General features: G+C 66.0%; 26 protein-coding genes and 2 pseudogenes. 11 read left to right on the top strand and 17 right to left on the bottom strand.

The annotated features are described in order from the left end of the window. The first annotated feature begins 17 nt into the window (after positions 1-17). Positions 18-623 (top strand): carboxymuconolactone decarboxylase family protein, encoded by a 606-nt coding sequence (locus BM150_RS10585; protein WP_092926583.1) that lies wholly within the window; start codon positions 18-20, stop codon positions 621-623. Positions 624-791: 168 nt separating this feature from the next. Here BM150_RS10585 and BM150_RS10580 read toward each other — a convergent pair whose 3' ends face one another. The 8 genes and pseudogenes from BM150_RS10580 to BM150_RS10545 form a co-directional block, all read right to left on the bottom strand. Then, positions 792-1,673 (bottom strand): LLM class F420-dependent oxidoreductase, encoded by an 882-nt coding sequence (locus BM150_RS10580; protein WP_092926581.1) that lies wholly within the window; start codon positions 1,671-1,673, stop codon positions 792-794. A gap of 322 nt (positions 1,674-1,995) precedes the next feature. Further along, positions 1,996-2,172: pseudogene (locus BM150_RS25250) on the bottom strand (short-chain dehydrogenase); the annotation flags it as partial. A gap of 138 nt (positions 2,173-2,310) precedes the next feature. Next, entirely contained in the window at positions 2,311-2,841 is a 531-nt protein-coding gene (locus BM150_RS10570; protein ID WP_092926577.1) for a GNAT family N-acetyltransferase, read from the bottom strand. A 130-nt stretch (positions 2,842-2,971) separates the two neighbouring features. Continuing rightward, the gene (locus BM150_RS10565) at positions 2,972-3,403 is read right to left on the bottom strand and encodes a hypothetical protein (RefSeq protein WP_092926575.1); all 432 of its coding nucleotides are present in this window, start codon (positions 3,401-3,403) and stop codon (positions 2,972-2,974) included. 153 nt (positions 3,404-3,556) lie between these two features. Further along, the gene (locus BM150_RS10560; protein WP_092926573.1) at positions 3,557-4,309 is read right to left on the bottom strand and encodes a M24 family metallopeptidase; all 753 of its coding nucleotides are present in this window, start codon (positions 4,307-4,309) and stop codon (positions 3,557-3,559) included. After that, entirely contained in the window at positions 4,310-4,747 is a 438-nt protein-coding gene (locus tag BM150_RS10555) for a DUF6314 family protein (protein WP_092926571.1), read from the bottom strand. Positions 4,748-4,767: 20 nt separating this feature from the next. Further along, positions 4,768-5,454 (bottom strand): histidine phosphatase family protein, encoded by a 687-nt coding sequence (locus tag BM150_RS10550; protein WP_175496771.1) that lies wholly within the window; start codon positions 5,452-5,454, stop codon positions 4,768-4,770. A gap of 36 nt (positions 5,455-5,490) precedes the next feature. Beyond that, positions 5,491-6,321: an undecaprenyl-diphosphate phosphatase gene (locus tag BM150_RS10545; protein ID WP_245755414.1), complete on the bottom strand. Its 831-nt coding sequence runs from the start codon at positions 6,319-6,321 to the stop codon at positions 5,491-5,493. A gap of 286 nt (positions 6,322-6,607) precedes the next feature. On the opposite strand from BM150_RS10545, the gene BM150_RS10540 reads away from it, so the two are divergent. From BM150_RS10540 to BM150_RS10530, 3 genes are all read left to right on the top strand, one after another. Further along, on the top strand, positions 6,608-7,543 hold the full coding sequence (locus BM150_RS10540; RefSeq protein WP_092926569.1) for an aldo/keto reductase: 936 nt from the start codon (positions 6,608-6,610) through the stop codon (positions 7,541-7,543). Between the two features lie 114 nt (positions 7,544-7,657). Then, positions 7,658-8,659, top strand: a complete 1,002-nt coding sequence (locus BM150_RS10535; RefSeq protein WP_092926567.1) for a YncE family protein — start codon at positions 7,658-7,660, stop codon at positions 8,657-8,659. Then, entirely contained in the window at positions 8,656-8,877 is a 222-nt protein-coding gene (locus BM150_RS10530; protein WP_092926565.1) for a DUF5703 family protein, read from the top strand. Before BM150_RS10535 ends, BM150_RS10530 begins: the two co-directional genes overlap by 4 nt. Positions 8,878-8,951: 74 nt before the next feature. Here BM150_RS10530 and lplAB read toward each other — a convergent pair whose 3' ends face one another. After that, positions 8,952-10,001, bottom strand: a complete 1,050-nt coding sequence (gene lplAB / locus BM150_RS10525) for a lipoate-protein ligase LplAB (protein ID WP_092926563.1) — start codon at positions 9,999-10,001, stop codon at positions 8,952-8,954. Between the two features lie 162 nt (positions 10,002-10,163). On the opposite strand from lplAB, the gene BM150_RS10520 reads away from it, so the two are divergent. Continuing rightward, entirely contained in the window at positions 10,164-10,409 is a 246-nt protein-coding gene (locus tag BM150_RS10520; protein ID WP_139219511.1) for a hypothetical protein, read from the top strand. Between the two features lie 120 nt (positions 10,410-10,529). On the opposite strand, the gene BM150_RS10515 is transcribed toward BM150_RS10520, so the two are convergent. Then, positions 10,530-11,312 carry an alpha/beta fold hydrolase gene (locus BM150_RS10515; protein ID WP_092926559.1) on the bottom strand — a complete coding sequence of 261 codons (783 nt, stop codon included), beginning with the start codon at positions 11,310-11,312 and terminating at the stop codon, positions 10,530-10,532. Between the two features lie 221 nt (positions 11,313-11,533). Between BM150_RS10515 and BM150_RS10510 the strand changes: the two genes are divergently transcribed. Further along, positions 11,534-11,998: a GNAT family N-acetyltransferase gene (locus BM150_RS10510; protein ID WP_092926916.1), complete on the top strand. Its 465-nt coding sequence runs from the start codon at positions 11,534-11,536 to the stop codon at positions 11,996-11,998. A gap of 145 nt (positions 11,999-12,143) precedes the next feature. Here BM150_RS10510 and BM150_RS10505 read toward each other — a convergent pair whose 3' ends face one another. Then, complete coding sequence (locus BM150_RS10505) at positions 12,144-12,896, bottom strand: TetR family transcriptional regulator (protein ID WP_092926557.1); 753 nt, start codon at positions 12,894-12,896, stop codon at positions 12,144-12,146. 163 nt (positions 12,897-13,059) lie between these two features. Between BM150_RS10505 and BM150_RS10500 the strand changes: the two genes are divergently transcribed. Beyond that, on the top strand, positions 13,060-14,214 hold the full coding sequence (locus tag BM150_RS10500) for an acyl-CoA dehydrogenase (RefSeq protein ID WP_092926555.1): 1,155 nt from the start codon (positions 13,060-13,062) through the stop codon (positions 14,212-14,214). Positions 14,215-14,431: 217 nt separating this feature from the next. Here BM150_RS10500 and BM150_RS10495 read toward each other — a convergent pair whose 3' ends face one another. Further along, complete coding sequence (locus BM150_RS10495; protein WP_175496783.1) at positions 14,432-15,013, bottom strand: TetR family transcriptional regulator; 582 nt, start codon at positions 15,011-15,013, stop codon at positions 14,432-14,434. A 128-nt stretch (positions 15,014-15,141) separates the two neighbouring features. On the opposite strand from BM150_RS10495, the gene BM150_RS10490 reads away from it, so the two are divergent. Continuing rightward, entirely contained in the window at positions 15,142-15,795 is a 654-nt protein-coding gene (locus tag BM150_RS10490; RefSeq protein ID WP_092926914.1) for a hypothetical protein, read from the top strand. 53 nt (positions 15,796-15,848) lie between these two features. Continuing rightward, positions 15,849-16,778: a CPBP family intramembrane glutamic endopeptidase gene (locus BM150_RS10485; RefSeq protein ID WP_217641535.1), complete on the top strand. Its 930-nt coding sequence runs from the start codon at positions 15,849-15,851 to the stop codon at positions 16,776-16,778. Here the strand turns inward: BM150_RS10485 and BM150_RS10480 are convergent. Then, a complete protein-coding gene (locus BM150_RS10480) occupies positions 16,765-17,145 on the bottom strand; it encodes a hypothetical protein (RefSeq protein WP_245755413.1) in 381 nt (126 codons plus the stop codon). The genes BM150_RS10485 and BM150_RS10480 overlap by 14 nt on opposite strands. 217 nt (positions 17,146-17,362) lie before the next feature. Here BM150_RS10480 and murJ point away from each other — a divergent pair, with 217 nt between their 5' ends. Both murJ and BM150_RS10470 read left to right on the top strand, forming a co-directional pair. After that, entirely contained in the window at positions 17,363-18,997 is a 1,635-nt protein-coding gene (gene murJ, locus BM150_RS10475) for a murein biosynthesis integral membrane protein MurJ (RefSeq protein WP_092926547.1), read from the top strand. A gap of 320 nt (positions 18,998-19,317) precedes the next feature. Then, entirely contained in the window at positions 19,318-22,038 is a 2,721-nt protein-coding gene (locus tag BM150_RS10470; protein ID WP_092926545.1) for an EAL domain-containing protein, read from the top strand. A gap of 94 nt (positions 22,039-22,132) precedes the next feature. Here BM150_RS10470 and BM150_RS10465 read toward each other — a convergent pair whose 3' ends face one another. The 4 genes and pseudogenes from BM150_RS10465 to BM150_RS25055 all read right to left on the bottom strand — a co-directional run bounded on the left by BM150_RS10465 (position 22,133) and on the right by BM150_RS25055 (position 25,501). After that, the gene (locus BM150_RS10465; RefSeq protein WP_175496770.1) at positions 22,133-22,849 is read right to left on the bottom strand and encodes a type 1 glutamine amidotransferase; all 717 of its coding nucleotides are present in this window, start codon (positions 22,847-22,849) and stop codon (positions 22,133-22,135) included. Beyond that, positions 22,846-24,213 (bottom strand): MurT ligase domain-containing protein, encoded by a 1,368-nt coding sequence (locus tag BM150_RS10460; protein WP_092926543.1) that lies wholly within the window; start codon positions 24,211-24,213, stop codon positions 22,846-22,848. The genes BM150_RS10465 and BM150_RS10460 overlap by 4 nt, the downstream gene beginning before the upstream one ends. Further along, on the bottom strand, positions 24,210-24,467 hold the full coding sequence (locus tag BM150_RS23705; protein WP_139219510.1) for a hypothetical protein: 258 nt from the start codon (positions 24,465-24,467) through the stop codon (positions 24,210-24,212). The genes BM150_RS10460 and BM150_RS23705 overlap by 4 nt, the downstream gene beginning before the upstream one ends. A 587-nt stretch (positions 24,468-25,054) precedes the next feature. Next, positions 25,055-25,501 (bottom strand): annotated as a pseudogene (locus BM150_RS25055) (VOC family protein). Between the last annotated feature and the right edge of the window lie 38 nt (positions 25,502-25,539).

The following is a 25,539-nucleotide window of genomic DNA, read 5'->3' as shown; positions in this document are numbered from 1 at the left end:
ACACCGAGGAGAACCCCATGGAATTCCATCAGGACAACCGGCTACCCCTGCTTGCCGTTGAAGACCTCTCACCAGCCGGAGTCGAACTACGCGAGAAGATCATCGACACCTTTCACAGCACGTTCGACGTAGTCGACAACGACGACCACATGTTGGGTCCTTTCAACGCCGCGCTGTACTCCCCGAAACTCCACGATCTAGTGGTACGGCTGGCTACCACCTCGATGACCAGCATCCAACTTTCCGATAGTGAACGAGAGATCGCGGTGCTGACCCTCGCGGTCCAGCGCAAGGCCGACTACATATGGTACGCGCACGAACGAGTGGCGCGCGCCGCCGGACTTCCGGAAACCATTCTGCGCCGCATAGAATTCCAGCAACCGCTGGACACGCTGGACCGACGGGAACAGGCCGTCCAGCGGATCAGTCGTTCGCTGGTCTCCTACGGAAACGTGCCCGACACCCTCTACGAGGAGGCTGTGGAGGTACTCGGATACCAAAGCTTGGTCGAGCTGGTCACAGTGATCGGCACCTACGAACTCATCGCCCTGCACCTGGCCACGTTCCGCTGCCATTCCCACGCGGAAGTCCCCGCGGATCACATCAAACTGGGAGAGGACTGACCCCGAGCAGTCCCTGCGTGTCGGCCAGTGCCTGAAGTTCTTCCCCGACGACGGTATCCAGCTCGTCAACTGCCCGTACCGGGCGTCGTCGCCAGGTCGCTACGGCGAGCCGCGAGGTAAGGGTCACTGCTTGGTCGTGGTGAGGTAGCCGTCCGGGATCGTGGGTGTTCAGCTCAACCCGAGGGTCGGGGCGAGTTCGCGCAGCGCGGGCAGCGGATCGTCGTCGAGGACTTGCACGAGCACGTGGTCGGCGCCCGCGTCCAGGTGCCGCCGCACGTGCGTGGCGACCGTCCCGGCGTCGCCCATGGCGACCATGCCTTCGGCCAGCTTGTCCGAGCCGCCGATGACCAGGTCGGATTCGTCGAATCCCTGCCGCAGCCAGGAGTTCTGGTAGTTCGGCAGCTGCGAGTACATGTGCAGGTGCTGGTGCGCACGCCGCAGACCGGCCTCCCGATCCGTGGTGAGCGCGACAGCCTGCTCGCTGACCACCCACTTGTCGGGACCGAGCCGCTCGCGGGTGTGCGCGGTGTGCTCCGGGGTCACCAGGTACGGGTGTGCCCCGTCGGCGGCGGTACCGGACAACTCGATCATCTTCGGTCCGAGCGCGGCCAACAGCCGGGCCGGGCGCTGCGCACCCGGCTCGATCCCCTCCGGGACCGCGTCCATGGTTCGCAGGTAGTCACGCATGGTGCTCAGCGGTCGGGAGTAGGAACCGGCGTAGCTGTGCTCCACCAGCGGGGCGTGACTGACCCCCAGCCCGAGCACGAAACGGCCCGGGTGCAGCGCGGCGAGGGTGCGGGCACCGGACTCGCTGGCCGGGGCGCTGCGGGCATGGATGTTGGCGATGCCGGTGCCGACCACCAGCCGTTCGGTGCCGCCCAACAGCGCGGCGGCCTGGGTGAAGGTCTCCTTACCACCGGCTTCGCCGTAGAACAGCGAACCGTAGCCGAGCCGCTCGATCTCACGGGCACGGGTGATCACATCGTTGATCGACCACAGGTCGCTGGTCCACCACACGCCGACGCGAGAAACGAAGTCGATCTGGGCCATGCCGCCGAGCCTACCGGCACCGTCCGGAGACTCGCACGATCCCGACCGGACGCGTCGCTGAGCGGATCCCTCACTGAACGGGATCTTGTGTGAGTCCGTCGACGACGGTGTCGAGTTGGGGTGCGAGTGTGTGGCGGAAATAGCGCCCCCAGTGCGGTTGACTGCCGTCTCTGTCGGTGAAGCCGTATTCTTCCGCCAGATCCCACGTCGCCAGTGACTGCCCGGTCTTGGACAACACGTCGGGGTCCGTGGCGAGGGCGACCACGGCACGGCCGAGGAAGGCCGGTGTTTCCGAATGTGCGAAATGGGGGTCCTTGCCGTACTCGGCGGTGTCCTCGATCGTTTCGGGACGGTCCAGATCGGATTTGGCGGCGCGGGTGCTGCGGCCGGTGACGTATACCGTGGCACCGGCGGCGCCGAGTTCGGTCGCGATACCACGGCCACCGCCACGGGTGCCGCCGGCAACGAAGGCAACATGTCCTGCCAAGGGCAAGTTCATGATCCAGGCTTACCAAATACCCACGACTGTCCCCTTCGAATCCCATCTCGTTGCAGGAACCCCACTGAAACAGCACCTTCCGGGCGCCGCAGCCGCGAGGCGAAGCCACGAGCTGGTGTTCCTCCGACCAGGGCTGTCTCAGGAAATCAGTGGGAAGTCGGTGGTCATCGGGCCTTGTGGGTCACTCTGCCCTGGCCAGGGGGTCGGGGTGTGGTCCTCGGTGTGGAGTTCTCTGAAACCGAGCTTGGCGCACAGTGACGGTGGGATGAGGGCGAGGTCGGCGGGATCCAGCACGGGCAGACTCCCGCGCGTTTCGACGTGTTTCACCGATTCCTTGAGCAGGTATCGCGCGATGCCGTAGGCGTGCTTGGCCGGTTTCACGAACACTCGCCCGATCACCAGCAGCTCGCCGACCCGTCGACCGGTCCGTGCCGCGACGTCGTGGACCCAGCGGGCCTCGGGCGGGAGGTAGATCTGGACGTGGCCGACCACGTTCCGGGTCGGGGCGGCGCTCACCGGTGCCTGGTCGAACACCCACGAGCGCTCGGCGTCGACCTCCTGCAGCCAGTCCCGCGGTGGTCGTGTTCCGAGGACGTGGGCTTGGTCGTCCAACTCGCTCAGGAGGTCGCACAGGCGATCGAGGTCCTCGTTTCTGCGGTCACGGATCATCGTGGCTCCAGGGCAGCGGTCGCCAGATCGTGTCACTTCGGGCGCGCGTGGCCTCTGTCGAACCGTGAGCGATCCCTATGACTCTGCTTACGCTGTCCTCACGGCCCCCGACTGCCCAGCGGCGGGATTCTCACCGGCCCGACGGGGGTTTCCCGGCTCGCTTGCCGCTGGAACGAACGAGGGTGGTCAGTCCGGTGACGAGCCCCGTTCCGGCCAGCATGCCGGTAAAGACCAGCACCGCACCTACACCCCACAGCCCGGTGCCGTCAGTGCCGGCGGCCGTCCACGACCACGCCGCGGTGAACGACAACGGCATGACCGCGAGCACCAGCCACCAGGGAAGTCTGACAGTGGCGAGCACCCCCAACCCGATCAGGCACACGACGCAGCCGATCACCTGCCACGCCTGGTACGGGCCGCTGGTCGCTCCCGTCGCCGGGTCGGTGTGATAACCGTTGTCCCACGCCATCCAGACCCACCAGCACGAGGCGGTCAACAGCGCCAGCACCACGCCGCTGATCAGATCGCGGTAGATCCCTCTCGCGAGTCGCCGTCCGCTCATGCCCCCACGGTGACGAGCTCACCCGTGACCGGGCATCCGTGAAACTACCCAGTCCGTCCGGGCGCGGTCGGCAGCCCCGCCAGCGGCAACACCACCGCGTCGGCACCGGTGAGAGCCTCCCCGCAGCCCACCCGTGGCGGGGAAAACGGGTGATCACGAGCTGGTCAGCACCCGTGGCCCCCACCGGGTGACCGCCACGGTGTGGCCGAACACGCACGCCCGACTGCCGTCGCCGGTGACCACGACACCGTCCTGCCCGCGCACCCCCTCGTCACTGCCGCTGTCGCAAACCCCGGCCACGACCGTGAACACCAGTCCCGGACGCGACGTCACGCCCGTCGACCGCTTCCCGGGCGCCGGGACGACAGGTCCTTCACGCAATCGGCGGCCGATCCCGTAGCCGCACGCCACCGGCATGCCGCAGCCTGCGCCCCGCGCGACCACCCCGATCGCGTGCGCGACCTCCCCCAGCCGGTTGCCCACCGACACGGCTCCGATGCCGCTGCGCAGTGCCTCGGCAGCCGTCCCGGTCAACCGAAGATCCGACTCGGCGGGAACCCCCACCGACGCCCCGAACGCCGACCACGCGCACCAACCGGCCACGCTCGCGGCACACTCCACAGTCACCAGCTCACCGGCTTCCAGACGCTCCCCCACGGGTGGGCCACCGCAGACCACCTCGTTACGCGAGAGCGACAACGCACGTGCGCCACCGTCGGGGATCGGTACCGCGGGCGCCGCGCCGCACTCGGCCAGCGACGCCACCGCGGCCCGCTCGAGATCGGCGGGAAACGCCCCGGGAAGTATCCGCCCGCCCACGCCCGTCAACGCGGCGGCCACGGCAGCACCCGCCGAGCTCAGCAGCCCGATCTCGTCCTCACCGCGGAGTTCGACACGGTGCCGCATTCACGTTTCCCGTCCCCCGGAGTCGTCGCGGCGGAACTCGGTACGCAGCGTGTGGTTCTTCGTCGGCCCGAAGACCTCCCAGCACTGCCACCACGTGTCGGCGTCGAGCACCTCGAACTCACCGCGGTAGAAATCGTCGCGACACGGATGACTGGTGTCGCAGTACCCCTCACGCAGATCCAACTCGTGGAAGAAATCCCCGTAGTCGAAATACACCGCGGCCTGCCCCGGCCCGGTCGGCTGATACCGCAGTTGCCGAAAAGCCGAGCCCTGATAACCACCGAGCCGCAGCGTTCCCCGCTCCCGATAGGTCAACACCTCACCAGCGGGCGCGAACGATGCCGAACCGGTGAACTCACCCCACCGCTCCCCCTCCGGCGAGAGAATCGTTCGGTGCAACGACCACGAGCCCACCAGAAACGCGCTCAAATCGAGCACGGGATAACGGCGCGAACCAGTCAACCGCCCGTCGACCCCCCAACCACGGCATCGCCCGAGGTTTCCTCCCGCTCGGCGGGCAACAGCCCAGACAGGTCGGTGCCGGTGTCATTGATCCGCAGCACGAACGGCCTCGTGTCGGTGTAGCGCACCACGCTGAACGAACACGGCTCGACCACGATCCGCTGAAAACCGTCCAGATGCAGCCCCAACGCGTCGGCCAGAATCCCCTTGATCACATCGCCGTGCGTGCACGCCAGCCACACCGCTTCCTCGCCGTGCTCGGCCGCCAACCGCGCGTCGTGCGCACGCACCGCGGCCACGGCCCTGGCCTGCACCCCGGCCAGCCCTTCACCACCGGGAAACACCGCGGCCGAAGGGTGCTGCTGCACCACCTTCCACTGCGGCTCCTCACTCAACTCCCGCACCGAACGCCCGGTCCAGTCACCGTAGTCGACCTCGGCCAGATCCTGCTCGGTCTCCACCGCCAGACCACGCTGCCCGGAAAGCCCGGACAGCGTGTCGACACAACGCCGCAGCGGCGAAGCCACCAAAGCTCGTAACGGGACGGGCGCAAGCCGCTCGGCCAGGCCGGCAGCCTGCGCCCTCCCGCGCTCGTCCAACCCGACACCAGGCGTGCGACCGGCGAGCGTACCGGCGCCGTTGGCCGCCGAACGGGCATGTCGCAGCAAAATCACCGTCGCCACGGCGCCAGCATACGTGCCGCTCGGACCCCGCTTGGGTCAGGCCTGCAGCACCCCGAACGTCAACAACGCGTACACCGCCACACCGACGATCACACGCCACCAGACGAACAGGTAAACGCTGTGCTTTTCCACATACCGCAACAACCACGCGATGCAGGCGTAACCGACCAAACCGGCCAGAATCGTGGCCACCAGCATCTGCGGACCGCTGGGCTGCACACCCGGCCCCTCGGGATTGAACACATGACCCAGCTCCAACAACCCCGCGGCGAACACCGCCGGAATCGCCAGCAAGAAGGAGAACCGCACCGCCGTGGACCGGTTCAGCCCCAACGCCAACCCCGCGGTGATCGTGCCGCCGGACCGGGAAACACCCGGCACCAACGCCAACGACTGCGCCAACCCCATCAGCACACCATCGCTGAGCCGCAACTCCGCCTGCTTACGCAACTGCGGCCCGTAACGCTCGGCCACCCCCAACAGCAGACCGAACACGATCAACGTCGTAGCGGTGATCCACAAACTGCGCAACGCACCACGAATGAGATCCTGGAAAAAGAAACCCAGAATGCCGATGGGAATGCTACCCACGATGACGTACCACGCCAACCGGTAATCCTGCGTCCGGCGAATCTCGGCGTTGACCATCCCGCGAAACCACGTTCCGACCAGCCGCACGATATCGCCGAAGAAATAGATCACCACAGCCAGCTCCGTGCCGATCTGGGTAACCGCCGTGAACGAAGCCCCGGCATCGGTATCGAACAGCAACTGCGACACGATCCGCAAATGCCCCGACGACGAGACGGGCAGAAATTCAGTCAGCCCTTGAACCACCGCAAGCACCACGGCCTGCAACCACGTCAACGAAACCCACTCCAGCACAGTCGAATTTCGCGCCCCACCGGGACGCCATCTCTACAACCCCTCCCGCCCCAAAGATCTTGCAGCATCCCCCGAACCAGCTCAGGAGCGCCCCCACAACCGACAACCCCAGGGCAAACCCGCTTTCCCGAAAAGAACAGACCACCACGCAACACCCCCGCCCCACCCCACACCCACAGCGTCGTTGTGATACGCGCCACCACACGAACGGATTGTGTCGAACCCGACACAAAGCGAAACGGCCGCACCAGGCATACGCTGTGCCCTCGTGCGACAACGACAACTCGGCAACACCGGCCTACAGGTGTCCCGACTCGCACTGGGCACCATGAATTGGGGATACAGCACTCACACCGACCAAGCAGCCGCCCAACTGGCCACATTCCACGAAGCCGGCGGAACCCTGCTGGAAACCTCACCCACCTACCAACAGGGCCGCAGCGAAGCCATCCTCGGTGAACTGCTGGAAACCACCTTCCCCCGCGAACGACTGACCATCGCCACCCAAACCGAGCCCCGAGCCACATCCCGCGCCAACCTGCTCGACTGCCTGCACGGCTCACTACGCCGCCTGCGCGTGGAACACATCGACCTGTGGCAACTACGAGGCTGGAACCCGAACATCCCCCTGCGCGAAACCCTGGACACACTCCAACACGCCGTCAACAGCGGAAAAGTGCGCTACATCGGGCTGTCCGAACAACACAGCTGGCAACTGGCCACCACCGCCACACTGCGCCGGGCACTCCCCACACACCTACCACTGGCCAGCACACAAACCGAGTACTCCCTGCTGCGGCGCACACCGGAAAACCGACTACTCCCCGCTGCCGAGCACCACCAGATCTCCGTACTCGCCCAAGCCCCACTCGGCCGCGGCGTCCTCACCGGCAAATACCTCGACGAAACCCCACCCGACTCCCGCGGCGCGGACCCGAAGATGACGGCCTACATCGACCACCACGACGCCACCCGCGCCGCACGCATCACGCACGCCGTGACCACCGCCGCCGACGGACTCGGCGCCTCTCCCGCGGCCGTCGCGCTCGCCTGGATCCGCGACCGCCCCACCGTGGGTGCCCCCGTGCTCGGCGCCCGCACCCACGAACAACTCAAAACCTGCCTCGGCTGTGAGGAGATCACTCTCCCACCGGCCATCCAAGCCGCACTCGACGACGTCAGCGACCCGCACAACGACCACTGAACCACCCACCCCGGGCCACACCGCACACCGCGACAAGCAACCCTGTCACAGCCCCACAACCGGATGCGAGACCCTGGGAACCAGCCCGTTCCCGCACCCCAGGGGAGATCGTCGTTGCGTCGCCTGATCACCACATGCCTGGCCGCAGTCGCGCTACTGACCGCATGCTCCGGCGACAACACCTCCCGCCCACTGCAGGTCACCGACCAGCTCACCTCGGCCACACCAGCCCCCGCCCCCCAAGCACGAACCCAACCGGCAGGCACGGTCGTACCCGCCCCCGCCGCCGAACACATCACGCTCGTCCCACGACGACACACCCTCGCCCTGGCCAACACCGACACCGCCCGAATCAGCCTGTTCGACACCAACGCACCACGACAGAAACCCCGCACCGTCGAACTTCCCGCCCCGGCGAGCTCGCTGCGCCTCAGCCCGGACGGCACAACCCTGCTGGCAGCACTGCCCGAGGCCAACACCGTCGCCCGCATCGATCCGAACACCGCACGGATCACCCAACGCACCGACGTGCCGGGCTCACCCGCCGACGCACTCGACGTCGGCGACGAACTCTTCGTCAGCCGTCCCCAAACCGACGACGTGGCCATACTGCGCGACGGCGAGATCCAACAACGCGTCGACGGATTCCCCGGCGCCGACGACCTCGTGCGACGCGGCTCCACAGTCGTCGTGCTCGACCGGCTCACCACCTCGCTGACCCCCATCGAGATCAACTCCGGCGACAAGCAGCCAGCGCTGCGCGCCGGTGAAGGCGCCACCAACGCGATCGCCGACGCGTTCGGCCGCGTGCTGGCGATCGACACCCGCGGCGAAGAGATCATGGCCTTCGCCACCGAACCCCTGATCATGAAACAGCGCTATCCCGTCCCCGGCTCCCCATACGGACTCGCGTTCGCGCCCCGGCGCGACCTAGCCTGGGTCACACTGACCGCACGCAACCAACTCGTCGGCTACGACACGGCAGGCGGGCAACCGCGTGAAGCCCACCGTCTACCGACGGTCAGGCAACCGGACTCGGTGACGGTGAACCCCCGCACCGGGACGATCTACATCGCCTCGGCGACCGGGGACGGCCTACAGGTGGTACGAAATTGACCGACACCGGATCCACAGGAGCAGACCCCGACTGGGAGTACCAACCGCTGCGCCTACCCGCCGGGATCTCTCGGCTCAGCGCGGCGACCAGACTCAGCATCCACGCCGAATTCGCCGGCTGGGAACTCTCCCGGGTGCTGCTGTACTCCGACGGCACCCGCAAGGTATGGCTACGTCGCCGACGCACCACCCCCGGCCTGCCCAACCCACTGCCCTGAAAGCGGGACGAACCAGGCAGTGAAGCCACCCGAAACCGCACAAGCCCCACCCCCGCCGCCCGGAAAACCACGGCTCAGGGAACCCGGTGCAACCACTCCTCGGTGGCGAACTTCTCGAAGATCAACTCCTCGGCGCGGCGCTGCTCGTCCTCGGTGACGCGGTCCTCGACAAGTCCGTGCCGATCACCGAAACCGCCCACCAGCCGATCGATCACGACCTGCCGGTCCAACCCGGTCTGCCGTCGCAGGGGATCCACCCGCTTGACGACACTGCCAACCCCCTTGTCCGAGAGCTTCACCCCACCGACCCGCAGCACCTGTCCCAACTTCTCCGCATCCACGTCATAGGACATCGTCACGTGATGCAACACCGCCCCCGCCGCTACCCGCCTCTGCGCCGCACCACCGATCTTGCCGCCGTCGGACGTGATGTCGTTGAGCGGCTGATACCACACGTTCAGCCCCAACTCCCGCAACACCTGCAGCACCCAGTCGTCGAGAAAGGCATAGGAGGCGGCGAACGACATTCCCGCCACCAGCGAACTCGGCGCGTACAGCGAGTAGGTCACGGTGTTGCCCGGTTCGACGAACATCGCACCGCCACCGGTGATACGTCGAACCACCTCGACCCCGTACCGTTCGGCGCTGGGCATGTCCACCTCATTGCGCACCGACTGGAAACTGCCGATGATCACCGAGGGAGCGGCCCACTCCCAGAAGCGCAACGTGGGAGGCCGGTTCCCGGCCGCCACCTCCTCGGCCAACACCTGATCCAACGCCATGTGCATCAGCGGCGAACGAGCCGGCTCCCGCACCAACCGCCACTCGTGATCGAGCCACCCCGTCGACCCGGTCACCGCGCGCCGCACCGCCACGGCGACGGACTCGACGGTAAACCCCACCAACCGTGCCTCGGGATCGAGTCCCTGCCGGACAAGATCGGTCAGCGTCTCGGTGTCCGCGTTCACGGAGGCGCCCCGCAACGACCGATTGAGATCTTCCAACGCCTCGTCGGGCTCCAGGAAGAAATCCCCGCTGATCCGCACCCGACTCAATCGCTGGTCCACCACCTCCACATCGGCCGAAACCAGCTTCCCGTCCGGAACCTTGTACTCACCGTGCACCCGTGCACCTCACTCCCGGCGCCGCGTCATCCGTCCCAGAATCAACTCTAGGCAGCACGAGCCACGACTCCTCACGAGTGCCGCGAAGTTGTGAGATGCGGAACGAATCGCGGTGACGTTCCTCAATCCGAGTACGTTTACCTCGAGGACACGCCAATCGGAATGCGCACGCAACGTGAGAGCCGCATGATGGGCGGATACGACCCACCTCCCGCTAAGGAGTACACCGTGCACTCCGAACAGAACGAAGCCAAGCACCCCGTCACCACCACTCCCCTCGATCAGGAAGCGATGCGGACGGCAGCACTACGGATACCGAGACAGAGCGCCTACCACTTCAGCGACACCACCACCATGTGGGAGTCCGATGATCTTGAGGACACCCACTTCGTTCGCGGTTATGACTGAGTATTTATTCCGTATTTAGTAGTTGTTGCTTTTTTGGTTTTTGTTTCATTCAACACTGAAATGACAACACTAACAAATATACTGCACCGCACCACGGAGAGCACCCTCGAGTGCGAGTGATCAGCCCACGTCCAGGAAACTGGTGATGGTCGAGGCGAAAGCTTTCTCACGCACCACACCGAGATGGTCCCCGGCGAGAGTGAACAGGGTCGCGTGTGGAAGTGCCTCGACGAGTCGTTCGGGATTCCGGGCCAAGTAGTCCTCGGTGCCCGCGATCAGCACGGTCGGGGCCGTGATCGCGTCCAACTCGATCGGGGTGTCATGAACCGCCGCGGCCTGCGCCGCCAGCGAGGGAAGATCGGCACCGTTGGCCTCGGCGAACCGGCGGAACTCCGCGGCCGGCCCGGTCAGGTTGGTGGGATCGTCGGTACGCAGCGCCGAAACCAGTTCCCCACCACCATCCAACGCGCCGGTGTCGACCCCGCCGAGCTCGACGACAGCCCCACCGACCCCACCCACGACGAGACGACGAACGCGTCGATCCCGACTGGCCGTAAGCAGCGAAACGATCGCACCCATCGAGTAGCCGACCAGATCGACCTCGGCCAGCTCCAGCCGATCGAACAACGCCTGGTGATCACGGGACATGTTCCGCTCACCGAAGAAGGCCGGATCCCCGCTCTTCTGTGAACGACCGTGCCCGCGTGCGTCGACACCGACCACCCGCCGACCGGACTCGAGCAGCGCGTCGACCACACCGGGCCCCACCCAGTTCGACTCCGTGCTCGCCGCGAAGCCGTGCTGCAGCATTACCGGAGGAACCCCTTCGGCGGCTACCCGTGGTTCCCAGGTGTGATACGCGATCTCGGCACCGTCGAAAGACGTGAAAACCGCCGTGTCCATACCGTCGCTCCTTGCGCTACGCGGACTTTCGTCGAGCACGAGCCCTGCCGGTGCCATACGACGAACGAAACCGTACCGCGTTGGTCGAAGGTGAACGACACCATCCGCGATCACGCCGAACGTGCCAACAACAGATTCCGGTGACGAGGTGAGCGCAGCGAGCGGAACAACCGTGCTTAAACGCCCTGGGCCGGGAAGCACAGCGTGCCAGAATGCCACTGATGAGCGATCTCGAGATCAGAGCCGAGGATCCCAACTCCACGGAAGCGAGGGAACTGCTCGGCCGGCATCTGAGGTTCACCCGGGACCACAGCCCGGCCGAGGAGTGCTATGCGCTCGACGAAACGGGCCTCGACTCGAAGGACGTCTCCTTCTTCGGCCTGCGCGACAGCTCCGAGCTGCTGGCCATCGGCGCACTCAAACGGATCGAACCGTTCCACCTGGAGCTCAAGTCGATGCACACCGCGGAGTCGGCCCGGGGGCGCGGTGTGGGACGAACGATGTTGCGTCAGCTCGTGGAGTGGGCAGGCTCGAACGGCTACTCACGGATAAGCCTGGAGACCGGGAGCAACGCGGCCTTCACTCCCGCTCGCCTGTTGTACGAATCCGCCGGATTCCGGATCTGCGAACCGTTCGGGGACTACGCTCCCAGCGCCAACAGCGTCCATATGACTCTTGAGCTGTAGTTGCTCTCCTGTGGTTCGAGGCGTTTTTGGTTGTTCTTCGTGGTTCGGCCAGTTTGTCGTGTTTTTATTTCGGTCAACACTGAAATAACAGATGCAATTTATCGAAAATGTACTACGGCACACGTCTAGTGTCGGAGCGGCTCGCTCAGTCCGAGTCGTTCTCGCCGATCTCGCGGAGCACACGTTCGACTTGTTCACGCACCGCGTGAACGGATGTCGAGGTCCGAACGACGCCGACAACGACCTCGCCGGTGTCGGCGGCCGACTCCGGCGACGAGACGCGCGTGTCTTCGGCCGTCACCTCGTGCAGCGCTTCCCGTAGTGCCGCACGAGCGTCGAACCCTCCCCCGCTCTTCAGCCAACGACGCAACACGTGGTTGTGCGTGGCCACGACCGTGGCGGCGGTGACAGCGGCCCGCAGCTCCGCGTCGGGCGGCTCCGAGAACCGTTGTCGGAGATACCGCGCGAAGACCCGCTGATAGCGATCGATGCTGACGATCTCGCGGTCGCGCAACGAGGGAACCTGCCTGGTCAGTTCGAAACGCTTCAGCGAAACCTCGGGGTCGGCCAGATACATGTCCAGCACCGTCTCCGCCGTACGGCACACCACCGCCATCGGCGGCTCGGATTCCCCGGCCTGTTCGAGCTCGCGTACGACCCCGGCGAGACGCTCGTCGTGGTCCGGGAACACCACTTCCTCCTTGGAGCGGAAGTGCCGGAAAAACGTACGTCGCCCGACCCCCACCGCCGCCACTATGTCCTCGACGGTGGTGGACTCGTACCCCTTGGCGGCGAACAGGTCGAGCGCGGCCACGGCCAGCGCACCACGCAGTTGACGGCGTCCGTCCGCCGTACGGCCGGCGCGCGGCTTGGACTCACCGGAGTTCCCCTCGGACATGCCGGGAATGTAACAGGCCAGGATTGCTGATGGCACTCAGTGCCGCTAGCATCGCGATAACATGCCGCACCACGGCACTCGATGCCAATCTCAGGTGTGTTCCCAAGGCAGAAACAGCAGGAAGTCCGGCTACGGCCGTGTCACATACCAGGAGGACTCTCTCGTGGATTCGAGCTTCGACACCTACCAGCTCTCCGAAGAGCACGAAGCGCTCCGGGAGGCTGTTCGCTCTCTCTCGGAGAAGGAGATCGCACCCTACGCGGCGGAGTGCGACGAGCAGGAACGCTACCCGAGGGAAGCGTTCCACGCGCTGTCGAAGTCGGGGTTCGCCGGGGTCCACGTTCCGGAGGCCTACGGCGGGCAGGGAGCGGACTCCGTGGCCACCTGCATCGTCATCGAGGAGGTGGCCAGGGTCTGCGCCTCTTCCTCACTGATCCCGGCGGTGAACAAGCTCGGCACGATGCCGATCCTGTTGTCGGCCTCCGAGGACCTCAAGCACAAGGTGCTGCCCTCCATCGCGGCGGGTGAGCACACCGCCTCCTACGCGCTTTCCGAGCGGGAGGCGGGCTCGGACGCGGCCGCGATGAAGACGCGGGCACGCCGGGACGGCAACGACTGGGTACTCAACGGCACCAAGTGCTGGATCACCAACGGTGGGGAGTCCAGTTGGTACACGGTCATGGCGGTCACCGACCCGGACAAGGGCCCGAACGGGATCAGCGCTTTCGTCGTCCACGCCGACGACCCGGGCTTCGAGGTCGGCGGCAAGGAGAAAAAGCTCGGGATCAAGGGGTCACCGACCGCCGAACTCCACTTCAACGACTGCACCATCCCGGAGGACCGCATCATCGGTGAACCGGGAACCGGCTTCAAGACCGCGCTGCGAACCCTGGACCACACGCGCCCCACGATCGGGGCGCAGGCACTGGGGATCGCGCAGGGAGCACTCGACGCCGCCGTGGACTACGTCAAGGAGCGCAAGCAGTTCGGGCAGGCCATCGCCGACTTCCAGGGTGTGCAGTTCATGCTCGCCGACATGGCGATGAAGATCGAGGCGGCTCGCCACATGATCTACGTCTCGGCGGCACGTGCCGAGCGCGAGGAGGGAAACCTCGGTTTCATCTCCGCCGCGGCGAAGTGCTACGCCTCGGACGTGGCCATGGAGGTCACCACCAACGCGGTGCAGCTGTTCGGTGGAGCCGGTTACACCCGCGACTTCCCGGTCGAGCGCATGATGCGCGACGCCAAGATCACCCAGATCTACGAGGGAACCAACCAGGTCCAGCGCATGGTGATGGCTCGCTCGCTGCTGAAGTGAGGATCGGCGCGACGTGAGACTCCGGCGCTCCGTCGATCTCGTGTCCGGCGGTCGGTCCGATCGTCGACCGCCGGACCAAGCCGGCGTCGCCACATCCCACGAAACACGTACGGCGGAACTTCGTCCGGCATCTCGACCAAGGTGGACTGTAGACCTCGCCCACACCGGGGGTTTCAGCCCCTGTTCGAGCGGTCCACCGATCGCTTTGGTGGCGTACTCAAGCGGGAGAGCTCAGGACGCAATCGACCGCGGTGTGGAGCGTCTCGGCCTCGGACCGCAGGATCGACTCCTCGGCCGGGAGCGCCCGCTCGATCGACAGGCCGTTGAGGACGGTGCAGAGGAATCTGGCGCGTCGCGTGTTGTCGCCTTCGGCGAGCGCGCCCTCCTCGACCAGGACGCTCAACCAGTACTCGACACGACGCTGCCCCTCGCGCTCCATGCCCAGGTACGCAGCGCGGATCTCATCGGTCTGCTCGGGGACGATGAAAGTCCGGAAGACCGTGATCCAGGACTCCCGCGCCTGTTCGCCGACTGCGGGGGTCAGCACGAGCCGCAGGCAGTCGATCAGCCGTTCCCTGGCTGGGACGGTCCGGTCGTGGATCCGGTCGTCCGAGACCACCTCGTCGTAGACGCGTGCGAGCACCGCGTCCTGCAACGCACGCTGCGTCGGAAAGTGGTGGCGGAGCGATCCGGTGCTGACACCGGCCCGCTCCGCGACCGCGCGCACGCTGAGCCGTGCCCCCGCGTCCTCGCTGATCATCACCGCGGCCGCCGCGATGATCCTGTCCCTCGAACTCATGTCCTGCTCGTCCGCCGTCACTGCTCAACCTCCTCCAACACACTGTACTAGTACGCTGTGCTAGCGTGACTTCAGCAAACCAACACGGCGTGTTGGAGTATTCCACCAAGGGGATTCGAGGGGTGTTCGTGTTCGAGGAGTGGCGACGTCGACGTGCCGCGAGACGTGTACGCGAGGGTGACGGTCGAGCACTGCAACGCTTCCGTTGGTGGCAGCTGCCGGGACGCGCTCTGTTCCGACTCCGCCTGCCGAGCCCATCAGGGGCCCAAGTGGACTACGCGGTCGACGTACGGCACTGGCAGAACCAGGGTTCCGGAGAGGTCGAAGCGCACCTCTACCTCGACGATCGGCAGCACGCCGTCTCGAAGCTCCCCGCCGCGTTTCCCGTCGAGGGCGGCACGATCGAGGTGGCGATGAGCTGTTTCGGGATCAAGCGCTGCCACTACGTGACCACCGATGGCACCGAGAGCCAGCTCCTCCCCGACCCCCGATCGGCGGAAGGACGCCGCGCACGCCTGGACCGGGAACATCCCGTGGTCAGCCGCGGTATCGGTCTCCTCTCGCTGATCCTGCTCCTGATCGGCGCCTGCCCACTCCTGCTGCAGATCGTCGAACCGGTTTCGCAGATCCCACCCATAGCCCAGCGCTTCGGAAGCTTCGAATCCCCGATCCAACCGCCGCTGTGGCTCAACCTCACGCTCGGCGCCTCGGCCGCGGTAGCCGGCGTGGAACGAGCCCTCCGCCTGCGATACCACTGGCTGCTCGACGGTGCGGCGAACTGACTTCGAAGCGCCGCCGTGCCTCTCGCCGACCACGAACTCCCCAGGAGTGCGCGATGCCTACTCGTCCCCTCGACACCTCCGCGCCGTCGCCGATCGACACATCCCGGCCGTTCGGTGCCCATGTCCGGATGAACCGGTGGAAACCCCTGGTGATCGTCTCGGTACTGCCGGTGGGGATGGTCCTGCTGCAGATCGTGTTCTACTACGCGGCCGCGATGATCGAGGGCAGGGACGATCCGCTCACGAACGAGATGACGCCACTGACGCTTCTGGCGAACAACCTGAGCGTAGGGGCGACAGGCTTGCTGGCCGTTTCATTCGTGGCACGGCTCGCCGAGGTGCCCTGGCGCAGCCTCCTGAGCTCGTCGCGACGGCTGGACTCCCGACGTTGGAAAGTGTATTCCGGCGGCTCCACTCTGCTGGTCGCCGCGGGTGTCGCACTGGTGGCGCTCGTCGCGCCGGCCGACACCGGCTGGACCGGCTTCGAGATCACCAACACGACGGTGGCGCTTCTCCTCGTCGTCGTGTTGACCACCCCGCTACAGGCCGCCGGTGAGGAACTCATCTTCCGCGGCACGATGCTGCCTGCGATCGCGTCGTGGGTGCCCACAGCACGTCGGGCGCTGCTCACCGGGCTGGTGGGGTCGAGCATCGTGTTCGCGCTCATCCACGGATCGGCCGACCCGTGGCTACTGGGTTATTTCACCGTCGTCGGTGTCTGTACGGGCCTGATGGCGGTGATCAGCCGAGGTCTCGAAGCACCGATCGCGTTCCACGTCTGCAACAACCTCGTGGTGACACTGCTCAATTCGCTGTTCGCCGACGGCGGCACGTCCACGTACGAAAGATCGGTGGGTGCGGGTGGACCGTCCTACCTGATCCTCGCCGCGGTCAATCTGGCGGTGGTCGGTCTGGTGTGGCTATGCGAACGTGGCTGGCATCGCCCGGCTAGGGGGAGGACGGACCGCACTAACCGCGGCTGAGCTGCGCGTCGACGAACTCGTCGACCTCCTCGTGGATGCGACTCAGTCCCCAGGCCCACCCCCATCGGTCCATCCCGGACAGTTCGCCGGTTCCCCCGAGAAATCGGGCGCGCACCTCCTGGGACCAGAATCGCTCACTCGGTCCGAACTCCAGCACCACCCAGTCCCCCAGCTTCTCGGGGGCCAGCGCCTCACCACCACCGCGGCTCACCCGGCCGGGGCGATAACGACTCCAGCCGCTGGACGGGCCCGCCAACCGCGCGAAGCCGTAGAACAACCCGCGCAGCTCCCCCACCGCGCAGTCCACCCCCGCACGGCGCCAACTGTCCAGTACCCGCACCTCTGCCGGAAGATCTTCGGAAAACACCGGAGAACCTCCCATCACCCCTCCCCTGTCGAGTCGGCACGACTCCCCCGGAGGGGTCAGTATGCGCCCGAGAAGCCCCGCTCGCACCGGAAGTTTTCCACCTGAATCACGTGGTTGAGCGTTTTCGAACCCGCGACCGGGGCAGTGCTTCGTTACCGTTTGACCAACCGGATTCGGCGGTGCCTGAGCAGCCGTACTTCAGCCAGGGGGAACTTCCGTGGTCGAGCAGCGCCAGCGTCCACCCCGTGGGCGAACGCCGTCACTGGGCAGCGCCAGCGGCGCCATGGCCGTGGCCACCATGGCCAGCAGGATCAGCGGACTGTTCGCCAAGGTGTTGCTGGTGTGGGTACTCGGTCTGGGAATGATCAACGACTCCTACACCGTGGCCAACACCCTGCCCACCGTGGTCAACGAGTTGCTCCTGGGGGGCGTGCTCACGAGCGTGGCCGTCCCGCTGCTGGTGGGGGCGCGGCAGAACAGCGAGGAGGAGGGCGAGTCCTACGCGCAGTGGATGATCACGATGGGCGTGGTTCTGCTGGTGGTGGCGACAACACTGGCAGTGCTGGGAGCACCGCTGCTGACCGAGCTGTACCTCGGCTCGCACACCCGCGCCAACAGCGAGTTGACCACGGCCTTCGCCTACCTACTGCTGCCGGGGATCGTGTTCTACGGCCTGTCGGCACTGCTGATGGCCATTCTCAACGTACGTCAGGTGTTCGGCCCACCAGCCTGGGCACCGGTGATGAACAACCTGGTGATCATAGCCACGGTGAGCCTGTACGCGGTGACTCCCGGCGAGATATCGGCCGATCCGGTGCGGATGGGGCAGGCGAAGCTGTTGATTCTGGGGTTGGGCACGATGCTCGGAATAGCGGCGCAGAGTGCGGTGATGGTGCTCTCGCTGCGCAGAACCGGTTTCCGGTTCCGTTGGCGGTGGGGTTGGGACCGGCGGCTGGCGGAGTTCGGTTCGCTCGCGGGCTGGGTGGTGCTCTACACCGTTGTCAGCCAGATCGGCATGATCGTGACCATCCGGGTGGCCGGGCAGGGCACGTCGGGAAGCGTGGCGACGTTCCACTACGCGTGGCTGCTTTCGCAGGTTCCCTACGGGGTGTTGGGCGTCTCACTGCTGCAGGCGCTGATGCCGCGAATCAGTCGTTCGATAGCCGAGGGGGACACCGAGGGTTTCGTCCGCGACGTGGGGCTGGGGTCGCGGTTGAGTGCGATCCTGCTGATGCCGGTGAGCGCGTTCATGCTCACGGCGGGATCGGGTATCGGGGTGGCGTTCTTCTCGCTCGGTCAGGGCAGTGTCGGCGCCGCGGACCGTCTCGGGGTCACGCTCGGCGTGGCAGCGGCCGGAATCGTGCCGTTCTCGATCACGATGCTGCAGCTGCGGGCGTTCTACGCGATGAAGGACGCCCGGACGCCGATGCTGATCAACGTGATCATGGTCGTGTTCCGCACCGTCGTGTGCTACACGCTGCTGATGTGGTTGGATCCGCGTGACCTGGTGATCGGCGTGGCACTGGCCATGTCGTTGAGTTTCCTCGTGGGCGCCGCCGTGGGCCAATGGTGGTTGCACATCCGACTCGGGCGGATACAGACCAGGCGAACCCTGGTCGGGATCGGGTGGTCGCTGCTTGCCTCGGTAGTGGGATGCGGATGTGCCTACGCCGTCTGGCACTGGCTGGGAGGGAGTCTGCACGGACTCGGCGAGGTGGCCACGGCCTGGGTGGGCCTGGGGATTCGCGGCACGCTCGTGCTCGGCCTCGGTTTCGGGCTGATGCTGTTGTTGCCGATACCGGAGATGACCATCATCCGACATCGACTGCGGGGGCTGCTGAACCGGGTGTGACCTGCTCCCCTTTCCGCTGCCGCACGACAGCGCCCGGCTCGCGGAAGTACGCGATCGTGAAGTTGCCACGAGGTTGGTAAGCGGCGCACACGGGCGCCGCGGGACCTACCGAAAGCGAACCCCGGATACCGCCCCGCGGTCGTAACCCACATCGGAGGTTCCCGCGATGAGTTGCTTCCGATGCTGGTAGATCTCGAAACCTCTCTCTATCCTTACGGACAAGACGGCTGGTGAACGGCTGCATACCGACTGTGCGCAGGTACTGGCCAAGGATGTCTTCGATGGCCGGCGCCTGGTGGGCGTGAACCGAGAGGAGCGCGATGCGCAGGGTATTGCAGATGAACAGTGACACGTTGTTCCAGGCTCTGCCGACGGCGATGGCGGTGCTGGATGAAAACGAGCGCGTGTTGGCTGTCAACGAGTCGCTGTGTGCGCTGCTGGGCCGCACCCACGAGAACCTTGTCCGGCGCTCGTCGATGGAGTTGCTCTCCCCACATGATCGCGGCAGCACTCTCACCGCGTATGACGGTGGTGGCGGCACGGACCGCGGTGGCGACGGGTTGACGCGTCATCAGCGACGGTTGCGGTGCGCCGAGGGGCGGACGGTGTTTTGCGATGTGCACGCCACGTTCCTGGCGTACGAGGGTCGGGCCGGTGTGTGGCTGGTGGCCTTCATCGATGTCGGGCAACGTCACCACTACACGCAGGCCCTCCACGCCGAGACCGAACATGACGAGCTGACCGGGCTGCTCAACCGCAAAGGCGTGCGCCGCCTGCTGGACCAGCAGCTTTCCGACGAGGGACAGCGCGAGGGCGCTGTGCTGTTCTGCGATCTCGACAACTTCAAGCGCGTCAACGATACGCTGGGGCACACGGCCGGAGACGATCTGCTGGTGCGGCTGGCACAACGATTGCAGCAGGGTCTGCCGCCGGAGTGCGCGGCGGCGCGGCATTCCGGCGACGAATTCCTCATCGTATGCCCGGACGTGGCCGCCCACGGCGGGCCGCAGGAGCTGGCCGAGAGGATCTCGGTGCTGCTGCGCACGAATATGGCCCGGGAAGATCATTTGATCGCGGTCTCCGCCTCGATCGGAATCGCTACCACGAGCGATCCCGGGGTTGAGCGGCCCGAGGAGCTACTGCGATTGGCCGAAGTGGCCATGTACCGAGCCAAAGACCACGGCACCGGACACGTTTTCCGCGCCAATGCCGGCTTGAGCACATCGCTGGAACGCGAGGCCAACTTCGAACAGGAACTGCGCCAGGCGCTGGCTCGCGATGAGCTGACGCTGCACTACCAGCCCATCGTCGACCCCACCGGCCGCGTGCACAGCGCGGAAGCGCTGCTGCGTTGGCCGCATCCGCAGCACGGCCTGCTGTCGCCGGGGGCGATCCTGCCCGCCGCTCGCAACGCTCACCTGGTCTCCGAACTCGACCGGTGGGTTTTGACCACCGCCTCGCGTGAAGCGGCAACCTGGCCCGGCCAACAGGGGCGGACCGTGGCGGTGACGGTCAATCTCAGTAGCACGCTGCTGCACGAGCCCGACTTCGCAGCGCAGCTCGAACGGATCGTGCCCGCGACCGGGCTGGACTGGCACCGGCTCGTCCTGGAGATCACCGAAACCGACCTGCTCGATCTCGCCCCCGCCACCCTGACAGCCATGCACGAACTCGCGGCTCGGGGCGTGCGGTTCGCCCTGGACGACTTCGGCACCGGCTACTCGTCCCTGGAACGTCTCAAGGAACTTCCCGTCCAGATCCTCAAACTCGATCGCACCTTCGCGGCCGGTCTGGAGCGGGAAGCGGTCGATGCCGCCATCGCCGGCGCTGCCCTGAGCATCGCCCAGGCCCGGAACATGACTTGCGTGGCCGAAGGGGTGGAAACCACCGGCCAGCTCTACCAGCTGGCGCGAATCGGCTTCACCGACTACCAGGGATTCCTGTTCGCGGCAGGCGTCCCCGCTGCCGAACTGCGCGCTCTGATCCAGCGTCCCCCCACCCTCGCGGCCCGCAAGGAGGCGAGGAGCCAGCCGCAACCCATCGAAACCCAACCCGTGCCCGACGATCCCGACACGATGCCCCGCACACCGACCATCACACCGCCGAGCCGGCGAACGACCGGCGAAGTCACCACCGCGGGTTCCCCCGTTCCGGGCGGGCACGAATGCTGGATCTTCCGCGACCACGAGGAGTTTCGCACCCGCGCCCGCGAGTACGTGCGGGACGGACTCAGGCACGGGTACTTGATCGAATACGTGGACTACGCCCCCGCCTCGCGGTTACGGGCACAACTCGCCGCCGACGAGATCCTCGGCCCCGCGATGGAAACGGGCGCGATGGCCGTCGCAACCATCGAAGAGTTCTACCCCACCAGCGACGGGGGAATCGTCGACGCCGAAGCGGCCATGGACGCCCGCCTCACATCCGTCGAGAAGGCGCTCGCCGCCGGCTACACCGGTTTTCGGGCCATCGTCAACGCCACAGCCATGGTCACCACCCCCGACCAGCGCGCGGCCTTCGCCTACTACGAATACCTGTGCGACCACGTGATCAGCACCGAACCCGTGACCGCACTGTGCGCCTACAACCTCACCGAGCTCGGCAGCGCCGCTGTCGCCGAGATGGCCTGCCTGCACCCGGTAACCACTCCCACCGCCAGCCCCTTCCGTCTCTACACCGACAGCACCGACGAACACGCCGACAACGAATACGACACCCGTCTCGCCCTGACCGGGGTGCTGGACCTACCCTGCGCCAACCTGTTCACCGCCGCGCTGGAGCACACCCGAGCCCACAACCTCCTGATCAACGACCACGGCCTCGACATCCTCGACCCCCGCGTCATCCACGCCCTCGACCAGCACGCCCGCGCCCACCACAAACACGTCACCCTGCGACTGACACAGCCCTTGAGCACCCGGTTGCGGCCGCTCCTCCACAACCTCACCCACACCCGCATCGAAACCCACCAGGCGTACCCCACACTGACGGCAACCCCACCCGCACGGGGATGTACTCTCCGACTTCGAGGAAACGTCTGAAGTCACGGCTTTCCGGGGCTCCTGCTCGGCTACCGCTCAAACACCGGGAGGCCCTCGCAGGAGGACAAGCGAGGTGACCCGGCCCGACGCGGGGTCATCCGGCGGCTCGCGCCCGTTCGGTCCGCAGCTCGGTGAGTTCCGGGAAGGGAGCCAGTTCCGACAACGGCTCCCCTACCGCCCAGGACAGCATCGTGTCCGCCAACGCCGGATTCCGCGCCAGCGCCGGGCCGTGCAGATAGGTGCAAACGACACGCCCGCTGACAGCCCCCTCGGTGTCCTCGGAGCCGTTGCCGATGCCGTGCAGCACACGTCCCAGTGGACGGGCCGCCGGACCCACCGTGCTCCTGCCGAGGTGGTTCTCGAAGCCGGTGAGCAGCCCCAGACCGTGCTCCTCGGAGCGCGTGCTCAGTTCGCCGATGGCCCGGTTGGGACCGGGCTCGGTGGAGATGTCGATGAGTCCCAGTCCGTGGTGGGTGGCGCCGTCACCGGTGGTGAAGCTGGTGCCCAGCACTTGCAATCCACCACAGACCCCGAGCACGACCGCCCCCGCGTTCACGGCCCGCCGTAGTCCGTCACCGCGTGCCAGGAAGTTCACCGCGGCCTGTTGCGCGACGTCCTCGCCACCACCGAGGAGATAGATGTCGCAGGAGTCGGGCAGGGTTTCGGCCGAGGACAACACGGTCACGATCTCGGCGCGATAACCTCTCCAGCGCAGTCGTTGCGCGAGCACCAGGGCGTTCCCCCGGTCACCGTAGGTGCCCAGCAGGTCGGGCACCACGAGTGCGATGCGGATCGCCGAATCGTCGGTCAATGTTGTTGCCTCTTCGCGAACAGGTCCCGGAAAGCGGTGTAGTTGGCGATGATCTCGACCGAGTCGGCCGAGTCCCCGATGGTGGCACTGTGCAGGGCTCGCTGCACGTTCGTGGCGATTTCGCAGTTCACTTCCGCGTAACGCAGTCGGACCGCCAGATCCAGCGCCCGCTCCCCCGTTACGACGACCTTCCTTCCCACCAGCCGCTCGAACTCGATGTCCCACAGCCAGGAGACGTCGTGTCCGTCGGCCTGCCTGCTGTTGACGACCAGGATCAGCGGGCGATCGTTCTCGGCCACCAGGTCGAGCATCTCGAGCCAGCTGGCCGGGTTCTTCGCCAGCAACAGCCGCACGTCGTGCCCGGCCATGGTCGTGTGTTCGTACCGCCCGCTGGCATCGCGCAGTCGACGGATGCGGTCGAGCGCCTCGGTGCGGGGTATGTCCAACGCCGCGGCTGCCGCGAGCGCGAACGTGGCGTTGACCCGATTGACCTGCCCGGGCAACGGCAGGGACAGTCGCTCGCTCGTTCCGTCCGGAGCGGTGAGCCCGCCCGCGTCGACCGTCCAGTCGGCGTTGGGCCTGCGCAACCCGCACACGCACTCCCACGCCCCGTCGAGTTCCCCGAGGAAGGCCCCGCACCTGGGGCAGTTGAGCGCGTCGTGTTTCCAACGGCAGCCGCCCGAGACCCAGGTCACGTGGGGATGGTCGGCCGCGACCGAGACGATGTTGGGGTCGTCGGCGTTGGCGACCACCCGTGCACCCGGTGCCTGCCGCAGGGCGCGCCGCAGGCTGGCCTCCACGCTGCGAATCTCCCCGACACGATCGAGCTGGTCACGGCTGAGGTTGAGCAGCAGAATCACCGAGGGCTGGAATCGGTCGGTCAGCTGGGCCAGATGCAGCTCGTCGACCTCCAAGGAGGCATACGGCGCTCGTGGCTCGGCCATCAGGGCGGCGACGTGGCCGTCGAGCATGTTGGCCCCGGTGGCGTTGCTGACCGAGGCCCCACCGGCACGCAGCGCCTGGGCCACCATGTGGGTGGTGGTGGTCTTGCCGTTGGTTCCGGTGATCACCACGATTCGTTTGTCCACGACCAGTCGTGTGAGCAGATCCGGTTGCAGCGCCAGCGCCACTCGGCCGCCGATGATGCCGCCGCTTCCCAGCCGCAGGCTTCTGGAGGTGGTCGTGGCGAGCCTTCCCGCCGCCAGTGCCGTGCCGGTGCGTAGTCGGGAGAGAACGTCCGCCCGCCGCGCCCGCCGCGCGGAGACCACTCGCCAACGCTGTCCGGGATCCGGTGCGGACGGTGCGTCCTGTTGTGATTGACCCGTTGGTTCGCTTCGCTCGCTCCGGCGGGTCGTGTTCGTCATCGACCGGTCCTTTCCTCGACGCGGCGGACTGGGGGCAGCGCCGTGATCCGACGGCGGGGCGCGCTTCGTGACTTCGTCTCACTGTCGTCGTCAGCGCGATCGTTCGCCACTGATCGCGTGATGAGGAGTCGGATACCGGAAATCGCGGCCAGCGTCGTTCCCACGGCAACGGCAGCGATGCCCACCCATTCCCGGGGTAACGCGACGGCCAGCTGTAGTGCCGCCGTCAGACAGGGCAACTGTTCTGCGAACATGATTCATCGTGTCCGTTTCCGCGCGTTCACACCTATGATCGGCGTCTTCTGAGTCCGCTCTCACACACTTTCCTAGTCCGATTCGTAGATCGTTTCGATCTCACTACTGGATACCCCTTGACCACAGTTTACTCCGAATCGACGACACCGGGAGTCGACACTCATTCCCACCATATATCTCCCCCGAAAGAATGACACCACACAACAGAGTAACCACACGTAACCAAAACACGAAAATCAACAGCTCATTGTTCGCATCCAACGGCTCGTCATATAACCGGGCCACCTTTCCGAAAGGACTCGAAAACACGCCCAGTAGCAGAAACCGAACGACGATTCAAAACGAACCCGAACACCCGAATGACATCCACTTGCCTCGAACGAGTGAGTGAAACACGCTTGAACCATCGTCGAGGAAATCCACCGGAGAACGGCCGGTTCGCCGCGTGCGCAGCAGCGTACAGAGGAGGCGCCAATGGAAATGATCGTGCTGCTGTTGCTGTCGGGTTTCGTCGCGCTGGGAATCGGGTGGACGGTTTGGGACATCCACACCGACAGACGCAGGTAACGCTTTCCCGGGAAACCGGTCACGTCGGCGGGGCGTCGGCGAATCTCCCCCGAAGCATCCCCGTGGCCTGACCGACTTCGATGAGATAACCGTCCGGGTCGCGCAGATAGCAACGCAGCTCGGCCCCACGATCTTCCGGAGGAGTCAGGAATTCGGCTCCCCGCTCGCTCCGCTCACGATAAGCGGCTCAGATATCGGCGACGCGTATGTTGCGGAAACAGAACACCGGATCCCCTTCGTCCGGGGGACGTAACGTGGTCTCCGGTTTGTCGGGAGTGGGGCCACCTCCGGATTTCATGATCAACCGACTATTGGCCACACGCAGCGTGCACGGATTCTCCTCGAGCACCACTCGGCCACCGACGACGTCCCGGTAGAAAGCACGCGAGCGGCCCAGGTGGCTGACCGTGAGAAAGTGGGTCAGCAGCATTCCCTCGCTCGGAGCCGGGAATTCCTGGACACTCATAGTCACCTCATCCGTTCCGCGAAATCGGTATCACAGGC

Source organism: Actinopolyspora alba (assembly GCF_900112765.1).
GTDB lineage: Bacteria > Actinomycetota > Actinomycetes > Mycobacteriales > Pseudonocardiaceae > Actinopolyspora > Actinopolyspora alba.
Note: the sequence above shows the minus strand (reverse complement) of the source record. Positions and strands in the feature narration are given on the sequence as shown.

Bases quoted from the DNA above. Each gene is read 5' to 3' on its own strand.
- BM150_RS10510 (WP_092926916.1), top strand. From the start codon at position 11,534: ATGAGCGATCTCGAGATCAGAGCCGAGGATCCCAACTCCACGGAAGCG.
- BM150_RS10470 (WP_092926545.1), top strand. From the start codon at position 19,318: ATGCGCAGGGTATTGCAGATGAACAGTGACACGTTGTTCCAGGCTCTG.
- BM150_RS10585 (WP_092926583.1), top strand. From the start codon at position 18: ATGGAATTCCATCAGGACAACCGGCTACCCCTGCTTGCCGTTGAAGAC.
- BM150_RS10495 (WP_175496783.1), bottom strand. From the start codon at position 15,013: ATGAGTTCGAGGGACAGGATCATCGCGGCGGCCGCGGTGATGATCAGC.
- BM150_RS10460 (WP_092926543.1), bottom strand. From the start codon at position 24,213: ATGACGAACACGACCCGCCGGAGCGAGCGAAGCGAACCAACGGGTCAA.
- BM150_RS10560 (WP_092926573.1), bottom strand. From the start codon at position 4,309: ATGCGGCACCGTGTCGAACTCCGCGGTGAGGACGAGATCGGGCTGCTG.
- BM150_RS10580 (WP_092926581.1), bottom strand. From the start codon at position 1,673: ATGGCCCAGATCGACTTCGTTTCTCGCGTCGGCGTGTGGTGGACCAGC.
- BM150_RS10485 (WP_217641535.1), top strand. From the start codon at position 15,849: ATGCCTACTCGTCCCCTCGACACCTCCGCGCCGTCGCCGATCGACACA.
- BM150_RS10565 (WP_092926575.1), bottom strand. From the start codon at position 3,403: ATGAGCGGACGGCGACTCGCGAGAGGGATCTACCGCGATCTGATCAGC.
- BM150_RS23705 (WP_139219510.1), bottom strand. From the start codon at position 24,467: ATGTTCGCAGAACAGTTGCCCTGTCTGACGGCGGCACTACAGCTGGCC.
- BM150_RS10520 (WP_139219511.1), top strand. From the start codon at position 10,164: ATGCGCACGCAACGTGAGAGCCGCATGATGGGCGGATACGACCCACCT.
- BM150_RS10515 (WP_092926559.1), bottom strand. From the start codon at position 11,312: ATGGACACGGCGGTTTTCACGTCTTTCGACGGTGCCGAGATCGCGTAT.
- BM150_RS10505 (WP_092926557.1), bottom strand. From the start codon at position 12,896: ATGTCCGAGGGGAACTCCGGTGAGTCCAAGCCGCGCGCCGGCCGTACG.
- BM150_RS10570 (WP_092926577.1), bottom strand. From the start codon at position 2,841: ATGATCCGTGACCGCAGAAACGAGGACCTCGATCGCCTGTGCGACCTC.